The organism is Variovorax sp. P4_B11, from assembly GCF_056402355.1.
Window position 1 is genome coordinate 1 of sequence record NZ_JBFUHO010000114.1, and the last position, 10205, is coordinate 10205.

General features: G+C 65.1%; 9 protein-coding genes. 8 read left to right on the forward strand and 1 reads right to left on the reverse strand.

Annotated features, from left to right (window positions below; all coding sequences use genetic code 11):
• Positions 1-446 precede the first annotated feature (446 nt).
• A complete protein-coding gene (locus AC1DYD_RS40285) occupies positions 447-1148 on the reverse strand; it encodes a FadR/GntR family transcriptional regulator (RefSeq protein WP_478178314.1) in 702 nt (233 codons plus the stop codon).
• Between the two features lie 214 nt (positions 1149-1362).
• On the opposite strand from AC1DYD_RS40285, the gene AC1DYD_RS40290 reads away from it, so the two are divergent.
• The 8 genes from AC1DYD_RS40290 (at position 1363) to AC1DYD_RS40325 (ending at position 9586) form a co-directional block, all read left to right on the forward strand.
• Positions 1363-2553 carry an extracellular solute-binding protein gene (locus AC1DYD_RS40290; RefSeq protein WP_478178315.1) on the forward strand — a complete coding sequence of 397 codons (1191 nt, stop codon included), beginning with the start codon at positions 1363-1365 and terminating at the stop codon, positions 2551-2553.
• Positions 2554-2638: 85 nt separating this feature from the next.
• On the forward strand, positions 2639-3739 hold the full coding sequence (locus tag AC1DYD_RS40295; RefSeq protein ID WP_478178316.1) for an ABC transporter ATP-binding protein: 1101 nt from the start codon (positions 2639-2641) through the stop codon (positions 3737-3739).
• Positions 3736-4599, forward strand: coding sequence for an ABC transporter permease (locus tag AC1DYD_RS40300; protein WP_478178317.1), 864 nt, complete (start codon positions 3736-3738; stop codon positions 4597-4599). Before AC1DYD_RS40295 ends, AC1DYD_RS40300 begins: the two co-directional genes overlap by 4 nt.
• A gap of 2 nt (positions 4600-4601) precedes the next feature.
• The gene (locus AC1DYD_RS40305) at positions 4602-5444 is read left to right on the forward strand and encodes an ABC transporter permease (RefSeq protein ID WP_478178318.1); all 843 of its coding nucleotides are present in this window, start codon (positions 4602-4604) and stop codon (positions 5442-5444) included.
• 12 nt (positions 5445-5456) lie between these two features.
• Positions 5457-6659 (forward strand): mandelate racemase/muconate lactonizing enzyme family protein, encoded by a 1203-nt coding sequence (locus tag AC1DYD_RS40310; protein ID WP_478178319.1) that lies wholly within the window; start codon positions 5457-5459, stop codon positions 6657-6659.
• A gap of 4 nt (positions 6660-6663) precedes the next feature.
• Positions 6664-7596, forward strand: a complete 933-nt coding sequence (locus AC1DYD_RS40315) for an aldose epimerase family protein (RefSeq protein WP_478178320.1) — start codon at positions 6664-6666, stop codon at positions 7594-7596.
• A 117-nt stretch (positions 7597-7713) separates the two neighbouring features.
• Positions 7714-8619, forward strand: coding sequence for a dihydrodipicolinate synthase family protein (locus tag AC1DYD_RS40320; RefSeq protein ID WP_478178321.1), 906 nt, complete (start codon positions 7714-7716; stop codon positions 8617-8619).
• A gap of 1 nt (position 8620) precedes the next feature.
• A complete protein-coding gene (locus AC1DYD_RS40325) occupies positions 8621-9586 on the forward strand; it encodes a Bug family tripartite tricarboxylate transporter substrate binding protein (protein ID WP_478178322.1) in 966 nt (321 codons plus the stop codon).
• Positions 9587-10205 lie beyond the last annotated feature (619 nt).

Below are 10205 nucleotides of genomic sequence, written 5' to 3' on the forward strand. Positions count from 1 at the left end.
CACCATGAGTGCTCCGACCTCGTAGTCGGACAGGAGTTGGAGCGCCTCCAGCACGGTGGCGTTCGGATCGATCCGCCAGGGGGCAGAGTTGCGGCGCTTGAGGAGTTCGGAGACGGGTTTCATAAGGTCGCTCCACTTGGTTGGATGCAAGCCCTACGCAAGAGCCGCGCCCGGTCGCCATTGCCGAGGCGTTGGCCGACGTGAAGGTCGGGAAGATCGAATGCCCCATGCCCCATCGGTCGCGCATCTGTCCCATGTAGCTTTGCATGCTCTGCCAGTGTTGCTGCATCAGTTGCTGGCGGGCGGCCGCATCGGGGTTCGACCGTAAGACCGCTTCTGGCCGACTGCCGAGATCCAGGCGCGGCCATCGAACGACGGCTGACGCTGCATAGCTGCCGCGCGGGTAGGGATGGAGCAAACCTTGTGGGCGGCCAGGCCGTCGCGCTCTACCGCAATTTCGCTGCATCGAAGATCCGTCGCTTGGCGTTGAGGATATGGATCCGTGTTGTCTCGGCGGCGTCGGCCGGGGATCTCTTCTCGATGGCGTCGAGGATCTGCTGGTGCTCCATCTGGACCAGCCGGACACGCTCGATGGTCATCTTCGATCGCACACTGCGCGCCAGTTCCATGAATTGCCTAATGGGCGCGACACTCGTTTCAACGGCGGCCATGAAGAACTGGTTATGCGAGGCCCTCGCAATCGCCATATGGAACCGGACGTCTTCTTCAATGCCCTTGTTTCCACCCTCCATGGCCAGGGTCTGCGCTTCCAGGCAGGCCCTGATCGACGCCAGGTCGTCGGCAGTGCGGGTCTCCGCAGCAGCGGCCGCCGCCCCCGATTCAACAACTGTGCGGTAGGCGTAATACCGCTCGATGTCCGAGTAGTTCCTGATGGGGGGCATGCTCGATGCCGGTGTGCCGGGGGCGCGCACGACATGGCTGCCGGAGCCGCGCCGGGATTCGATGATTCCATCCGATCGCAGCCTCGACAGCGCCTCCCGGACGGTCGGCCGCGAGACCCCGAACTGGGAAGCCAGTTCGCTTTCCGTCGGCAGCATTTTCGAGTTGACGTAGTCCCCGCGCAGGATGGCTTCGACCATCCGGGAGTAGATCTGGTCGGGCAACGAGCCGCCGTTGACGTCTAGCAAGTGTTCCGCCATCGAACCGGTACCCGAGAGTCTTTGTCAGACAACTATAGCGGATCTTCGGAATTGACCGAGCGCAGTGAGTCGCTATCCCGCGGTGTCCTTCTGTCCGCCCATGGTGGCGTGATCAGTGGGCTAGGTAAAAACCCAAGTGACAACTGAAAAGTTGTCTTACAAACTCCCTGCCTGCCAAGTCCATCCATCAGGAGATACCGAAATGCGCCCAGTTTCCCTCTCACGGCATCGCCGCGCCCTCATTGCGGCTGTTCTCGGGGCGGCGGGCTGTGCCGGCATCGGCCTGGTCCGGGCACAGGAACTGCCAAAGTCTCCGGTGGTGATCAACGTGATCGACGCCGCAGGCAACCTGGCGCTGACGCAGGGGGCTTTTGAGGCATACCAGGCGCAAAACCCCAAGCTGGTCTCCAAGTTCACCTTCACCAAGGCGCCCGCGCCCGAGATCCCGGCCAAGATCAAGGCGATGCAGAACGCGGGCCGCAGTGACATCGACATGATCATTGTCGGCACCGATGCGCTCGCCGCCGGCCTCGAAATGAACCTGTGGGTCAAGCTATTCCCCGATTACGCGGCCAAGTTCCCCAAGCTGCAGGAGAACTACCTTCCCAACGCCTACAAGATGCACGCGCTGGCGAAGGACCACGGCCTGGCCATCGTCTTCATGCCTGCCGGCCCGCTGGTCGAGTTCAACCCCGACAAGGTCAAGACGCCGCCGACGACGCCCCAGGAACTGCTGGCCTGGTGCAAGGCCAATCCCAACAAGTTGATCTATGCACGGCCCGCCAACTCCGGTCCGGGGCGCACCTTCATGATGGGGCTGCCCTATCTGCTGGGTGACAAGAATCCTGCCGATCCAATCAACGGCTGGGACAAGACCTGGGCTTATCTGAAGGACCTCGACTCCTGCATCGAGTACTACCCGACGGGAACCGCAGCCGTGATGAAGGAACTGGGCGAAGGCTCGCGCGATATGACGCTGACGGTGACGGGCTGGGACATCAACCCCAGGGCGCTGGGCATCGTGCCGAAGAACTTCCAGGTGCTGCCGTTCAAGGGCATGACGTGGGTCAACGACGCGCACTACATCGTGATTCCCAAGGGCGTCCCGCCGGAGAAGCAAGCGGTGGTGCTCGACCTGATGGCTTTCCTGCTCAAGCCGCAGCAGCAGGCGATGACCTATGACAAGGGCTATTTCTATCCGGGCCCTGCGGTCAACGACGTGCCGCTGTCGCTGGCACCAAAGGAAAGCCAGGACGTGATCAAGGAGTTCGGACGGCCTGACTACGACAAGTGGCTGGCCCAGTTCCCTCATGCCGTACCGCTCGAGCCCAAGGCCATGGTCGATGCATTCCGCCGCTGGGACCAGGACATCGGCACCCGCAAGACCAAGTGATTCGCGGCGCGCACCGCGCCCGACCGACGCCGCAAGCGCCCATGTGGGCGCTTGCAGGCTGCTTCTTTTCCAGGATTGCGTCTCCATGACTTCAGACTTTTCCGAGTTGCGCCTCGATGGCGTCACCCGCCGCTTTGCCGCGGGCAAGGGCGTGCAGAGCTTCACCGCGCTCGATGCCTTGACCATGACGGTCAAGCGCGGCGAGTTCATCGCGCTGCTCGGACCCTCGGGCTGCGGCAAGTCGACGGCCCTCAACTGCCTGGCCGGGCTGCTGCCCTTGACGGATGGAGGCATCTGGCTCGACGACACGCGAATCGATGTGCTGCCGCCTGAAAAACGGGGCTTTGGCATGGTGTTCCAGAACTACGCGCTCTTTCCGCACATGAGCGTGGCGCGCAATGTTGCGTTCGGGCTGGCGATGCGCGGCGTGCCCGCCGCCGAGTCGGCGCAGCGCGTGAAGCGGGCGCTGGACCTGGTGCAGCTGAATTCGCAGGCGCACAAGCTGCCCGGCCAGTTGTCCGGCGGACAGCAGCAGCGGGTCGCGATTGCCCGGGCGATCGTCATCGAGCCGCCCTTGGTGCTGATGGACGAGCCCTTGTCGAATCTCGACGCCAAGTTGCGGCTGGAGATGCGCGCCGAGATCCGGCGCATTCACCGCGAGCTGGGACGATCGACGATCTACGTCACCCACGATCAGGATGAGGCGCTGTCGCTGGCCGATCGCGTGGTCGTCATGAAGGACGGCGTGGCGCAGCAGATTGCCGAACCACAGCGCATTTACGCGGAGCCGGCCAACCTGGACGTGGCCCGCTTCATGGGCTATCGCAACCTGGTGGCGCTGAACGTGCGCTCGGGGGGCGGTGCGACGGTGCAACTCGCCGGCGGCGGCCTGGCGCTTACCGCGCGGGCAATGCAGCCGCTGACCGGCGGCAAGGCGATGCTCGCGATCCGGCCTGAGGAATTCGACGTCGTCTCGTCACCGGTGAACAACAGCTTCGCCGCCCAGGTGCTCAATGTCGAATACTGCGGCCACGACAACATCGTCGACGTCGAAGTGGCCGGCGGCCTCAAGCTGATCGTGCGCACGACGGCGCGCCTGCGCGTCGGCGATCCGGTCACGCTGGCCATTGCGCCGGACAAGGCGCTGGCCTATCCAGTCGATACAGCCGCGGGCATGGTGCCATGACCAGCGCCAGCCCGTCCTCGTTCGATCGGTCCCTGCTGCTGCTGGTGCCGGCGACGCTGTTCATGGTGGTGCTGTTCGTCTACCCGTTCCTCTACGGCTTGCAGTTATCGTTCCGTCCGATGGAAGGCAACTGGCTGGCGAACTACACGCAGTTCTTCACCACCGACAACCTGCGCGACACGGTGTGGACCACGCTCAAGCTGGCCATTCCCGCCACCGTGATCAACGTCGGCGTGGCGCTGCCGATCGCCTATCAGATGCGCCGCAGCAGCCGCGTCCAGAAATTGATCACCACGCTGCTGGTGATTCCGTTGACGCTGGGCACCGTCCTGATCGCCGAGGGCATGCTCGGCTACTTCGGCCCCAAGGGCTGGCTGTCGCAGTCGCTCCAGTGGCTGCACATCTACGAAGGCCCGATCCGGCTGACGCACAACTACTGGGGCGTCCTGATTTCGCTGATCATTTCGGGTTTCCCGTTCGCGTTCCTGCTCACGCTGTCGTACATCACCGGCATCGACCCCAACCTGCCACGCGCAGCCTCGACCCTGGGCGCAACGCCGTGGAACCAGTTCCGGCATATCTATCTGCCGCTGCTGGTCCCGGGACTGGCGATGGCCTTCGCGCTGTCGTTCGTGCAGGCCTTCTCGGTGTTTCCGTCGGCGGTCCTGCTCGGATCGCCGGCTGGCGCCACTCGCGTGATCTCGATCGCGGCGTATGAGGCCGCCTTCGAGCGCTACGACTATTCCATGGCTTCGGCCGTCGCGATGCTGATGGGCGTGGTGCAACTGTTCGTCGTTGCCGCGGTCCTGGGAGCGCGCGGGACTTTCTATCGGGGACCCGTCTCCGGCGGAAAAGGTTGACCATGGATACGCATCGCCTGCTGATGAAACTATGGAAGTCGCTGGTCGCACTGGTGATGGGCTTCTTCATCATCAATGTCGCATTCATGGTGGCCGCGGTCGGCACCAGCTCGCTGGCCCGCCGCTGGCTCGGCACCTGGCTGCCCGATGGATTCACATTCAACTGGTACCAGACCGCCTGGAAGGAGTTCCAGCTCGACAGCGTGCTGTGGGTGACGATCGAGGTGGTCGCCGCCGTCGTGTTCCTGTCGATCCTGATCGGCGTGCCGGCGGCCTACGCGCTGGCGCGGCGCAACTTCCGCGGCAAGAACCTGCTGATGGGGCTGTTCCTGCTGCCGCTGATGATCCCGCCGATCACTTACGGCATTCCGTTGGCGACCGTGATGTACCAGGCTCACATCGCGGGCACCATCTTCGGCGTGATCCTGGCGAACATGATTCCGGCCGTGCCGTTCATGATCCTGGTGATGACGCCGTTCATCGAGCAGATCGATGCCAACCTCGAATCCGCCGCCCGCGTGTTCGGCGCCAACACCTTCAAGCTGTTCTGGCACGTGCTGTTGCCGCTGCTGGCCCCGGGCATCCTGGCGGCATCCCTGCTGGTGCTGGTGCGCACCATCGGCATGTTCGAGCTCACCTTCCTGACCGCCGGCCCGGATTCGCAGACGCTGGTGGTGGCCCTCTATTACGCGGTTTTCGCAGCGGGCGTTCGTGCGCCGCAATCCGTCGATGCGATGGCGATGGTCTACATGGCGGTCACGCTGGCCTGGCTGCTGATCGCGCTGCAGTTCGTCAACCCGACGCAGCTAGTCAGCCGCGTCAAGGAACATCCAAAAACGGCGTGAGGCCGACCCCCCATGAAGATCACGCAAGTCGATACGGTCCACGCGGCCGCCTATCCCAACATCCTGTGGGTGCAGATCCACACCGACACCGGCCTGGTGGGCCTGGGGGAAACCTTTCGTGGCGCCCAAGCCGTGCAGGCGCAGATCCATGAACTGGTCGCGCCCTACCTGCTGGGAAAGGATCCGCTCGCCATCGAAGCTCACAGCCAGCACCTTCTGTACGGCTATGTCGGCTTTGCCAGCAGCGGCGCCGAAACGCGCGCCGCTTCGGCGGTCGACATCGCGCTGTGGGATCTGTTCGGCCAGGTCACGCAACAGCCGCTCTACCAGTTGCTCGGCGGCGCCGTGCGCGAACGCGTCCCGGTCTACAACACCTGCGCGGGCTACACCTACAACAAGGCCCCACAGCGCCGCTCGGTGACGCAGGCCAGCGCCGACGTCGCGCCGGAAGGGCCTTACGAGGACCAGGTTGCATTCGTCAAGCGCCCGGCGGCGTTGGCCGAAAGCCTGCTGTCCGAGGGCTACAAGGCGATGAAGATCTGGCCCTTCGATCCCTTCGCCCAGGCCAGCGGCGGGCAGTCGATTTCGGCACGGGACCTGGACACCGCACTCGAGCCATTCCGCGAAATCCGGCGCGCTGTCGGCTACGAGATGGACATCATGGTGGAACTCCATTCGATGTGGAACCTGCCGATGGCCGTGCGGATCGCGCAGGCGCTCGAGGAGTTCAAGCCCTACTGGATCGAGGACCCGATCCAGATGTCCAACCTGGACACGATCGCCGAATTCCGTTCGCGCACCCGTATTCCGGTCTGCGGCAGCGAGACGCTGGCCACCGTCCAGCCATTCATCCAGCTACTCAAGAACAATGCGGTGGACTATGTGATGCTGGACCTGGGCTGGGTCGGGGGTCTCTCCGAAGCTAGGAAGATCGCGGCCCTGGCGAAGGCCTTTCACAAGCCGGTCGCGCCGCATGACTGCACCGGCCCGGTCGTGCTCGCGGCGTCGCTCCATCTGGCGATGAGCACGACCAATGTGGTGCTGCAGGAAGTGGTGCGCGCGTACCTGGGGGGCTGGTACCGCGAACTCGTGACGCAATTGCCCGATGTCCGCGCTGGCTATGCAACGGTTCCGCCCGGCGCGGGTCTGGGCTTGGCGCTGTCGCCGGCGTTGCTGCAGCGGCCTGACGTCACCATCCGCAGTTCGAAGTTGTGAGCGGATGGCGATGCATCTGAGCGTGACACCCGACACCACGCTGCGCAGCGGAGCGCTGACAGCGACGCTGGCGCCGGCTGCCGGCGGACGCATCACCAGCCTCAGCTCCGGCACAGCCGCGGGCGAAACAATCGACTGGCTGGTGCCGCTCGCCGACGCCGTGCGCGCCGCCGGTTTCGAATCCACGCAGTGGCCCAAGGCCGGCTGCTATCCCCTGGTGCCGTTCTCGAACCGCGTCCGCGACGGCCGCTTGGCCGGCACGCAGGGCGGGGTGCAGTTGCCGCTCCATCCGGGGGAACGGCACGCGCTGCACGGCGTCAGCCAGCAGCGGCCATGGCGCCTCGAGCAACACGCAGCGGACCGCGCCACCATGACCTATGGCCATGTGCCGGGGGATCACGGCTGGCCGTGGGCTTTTCGGGCCGAGCAGGTGGTGGAGCTCGACGCCGCAGGCATCTCGCTGAACCTGCGGGTCACCAACGAGGACCGGGAGCCGATGCCAAGCGGTTGCGGCTTCCATCCCTATTTCCCGGCCCGCTTCGCGCACAGCCTGCAGTTCGATGCGCGCACCGTCTGGCCGGCGGACGCCGAATTCCTCGCGAGCACTCCGGTGCCGACCGGTCCGGCGGACGACTACGCGTCGGCGAGCGCCTTGCCCGATGTCGAATGCACGCGCTACTACGGCGCGTGGAACGGACAAACGCGGATGGCGGCGCCCGATGGTCCCGCGATCGAGCTGCTGGCCAGCTCCGCGCTGCAGCACCTGGTGTTGCATCGGCCGGGTCCGGGAGCGTACTTCTGCGTGGAACCGGTCTCGCATGTCGCGGATGCCGCCAACCTGGCCGCGGCGCGCGCCGACACCGGCTGGCGGGTGCTCGCGCCCGGCGAGGCGATGGCATGCAGCCTGCGCCTGTCCGTCTCTTCTCTGTCGAGGTAAGCCAATGACAAAAGTCGCTTTGAGCGGCGCCGGCGGCACCGTCGCCAGCATCCTGCGCAAGGGCCTGCGCTTCCAGGGCGGTCAGCTCATCACCATTGACTACACGGAACCGACAACATGACTGAATCAACAACTTCCCTCAGGACCGCCCTGGACGGAATCTCCGGCATCCTGGTGACGCCCTTCGACGATGCGGACCACATCGCGCCGGATCGCCTGGGGCCCGTCGTCGACCGCGCCATCGAGGCCGGCGTTCATGTGCTGGTTGCCAACGGCAACACCAGCGAGTTCTTCGGCCTGACCATGGCGGAGGCCGAGCGCATGGTGCATGCCGCGGCGGAACATGTCCGTGGCCGCGTGCCCTTGCTGGGTGGAGTGGGGCGCAGCGTTCACGACGCCTGCGCCCTGGCGCGCGCCTCACGCGAGGCAGGTGCCGCTGCCCTGATGGTGCATCAGCTGACTGATCCCTTCGTCGCGCCCAGCGGGGTGGTCACCTATGTGCGCCGGATTGCCGATGCGGCGGACGGCCTACCTGTGGTGCTCTATCTGCGAGACGACGCGATCGGCCTGCCGGTGATCGAAGCCCTGTGCCGCATTCCGCAGGTCATCGGCGTGAAATGGGCGTCGCCCACGCCCTTGCGCCTGGTCCAGGCCATGGCACAGGTGGCCGATCGCGGCCTGGCCTGGGTGTGCGGCCTGGCCGAGCCCTGGGCCCCGCCGATGTATGCGGTGGGCGCCCGCGGCTTCACCTCGGGGCTGATCAACGTGCGGCCCGACCTGTCCGTGCGCATTCACGCCGCGCTTGCGAAAGGGGATTACACGCCGGCGATGGAATTGATCGGCGGCATCGCGGCCTTCGAGGAATTGCGCACGCATGAGCGCAACGGCTCGAACGTGAGCGTGGTGAAAGCGGCGCTGCGATACGCCGGGCGGGACTGCGGCGCGGCCCGGCCGCCCAGCACCTGGCCGCTGCCGGAAGCGGACCTGATGCAGCTCAAGCGGCTGGTCGACGGCTGGAAATAACATGGAACGCCGATTCTTCGCCGCCGTCCTGTTCGGCCTTGTCGCTGCTGCGAGCTTGCCTGTCGCCGCACAGACCTATCCAGCCCACCCTGTGAAGCTGGTCATCCCGGTTCCGCCCGGTGGAAGCGCGGACGTGGTCGGGCGCCTGCTTGCCAACGCGGTGGCGACGGAGCTGGGCCAGCCCGTCATCGTCGACAACCGTGCCGGAGCCGCCGGCAGCGTGGGAACGGCGTCGGCGCTGAAGGCGCCGGCCGACGGCTACACGCTGGTCCAGTGCAGCATCGGCAGCTGCGCCATCAATCCGAGCCTGTACAAGAACGTCGGCTACGACCTGTTCAAGGACATGGCGCCGGTGATCTTGCTGGGCGCATCGATCAATGTGCTCACCGTCAGCAACGATGCGGGCATAGGCAGCGTGAAGGATCTGGTCGACCAGGCCAGGCGCAAGCCGATGGCCTACGCGTCTTCTGGCGTGGGGGCGTCCAACCACCTCGCCGCCGAGTTGCTCAAGAAGATGGCGGGCATCGAGATGACGCATGTGCCCTACAAGGGATCGGGGCCTGCAATCACCGACGTCATCGGCGGCCAGGTCCCGGTGTTCTTCGACAACGAGCCTTCCATCCTGCCCTTCATCAAGCAGGGCAAGGTGCGTGCGCTGGCGGTGACGGGCAAGACGCGCTCGGCCAATCTGCCGGACGTCCCGACGATGGAAGAACTGGGTTTTGCCGGCTTCGTCATCGAGCCGTGGTACGCCTTCGCGGCCCCGGCGGGCACGCCTGAGCCGGCGATCCGGCGGCTCAATACCGCGTTCAACAACGCGCTGAATCAACCGGCAGTGCGCGACAGGATGGTCGCTATGGGCATTACCCCGGCGGGCGGCTCGCCCGAAGTGCTCGATCGCCTGATCTGCAGCGAATACACACGGTGGGCGGAGTTGATCCGCGTGCAAGGTATCAAGGGAGATTGAGGGCCAGCGGCCGCAATGCGGTGCGGATTCAACCGGTCGACCGGTTGAATCCGTACGAGGAATCAGGCCGGAAGGCCTCTTGTCCACATAGCGACCCACAAGGCGCGCTCGAACTGCTGTCGGCTCGCGCCGCTACGCTGGACATGCAGCGCTGGTCAGAGAGCATTGCAAAAGGGGGCGGAATTCGCGATGCCCACCGCGAGTAATTAGGAGGGTCGGACGGGCGGCTCCAACACAGTGCATCGGCGGCGCCTGATGCTGACGGGCAGGGCGCTGCCGACGATTCCACGAGCCGCACGGATCCTGACTGACACGCCCGTCAGACCCATGAGCGAACCGTGAAGGCAAAGCGTCAGAGATCCGCTGCAGCTTCGTAAGCGCGCAATAAACCACGCCCTTCCGTCGAGCGCGATRAACTGAGAGGCTACGTACCCATGTACAGGAACGTGGGCACGTAATGTCAGATTGGATTTCAGAGTTGGCGCGGCGCCTGGTTGTCGGGCACAAGCGCGATGGTCGCAGCATCTACGACGAGCAGGCCAAGCGCGAGTTGGTCCTGGCTTGTCGTGAGCCCGGGGTATCGATAGCGAAGCTGGCTCGCGATTGCGGCGTCAACGCG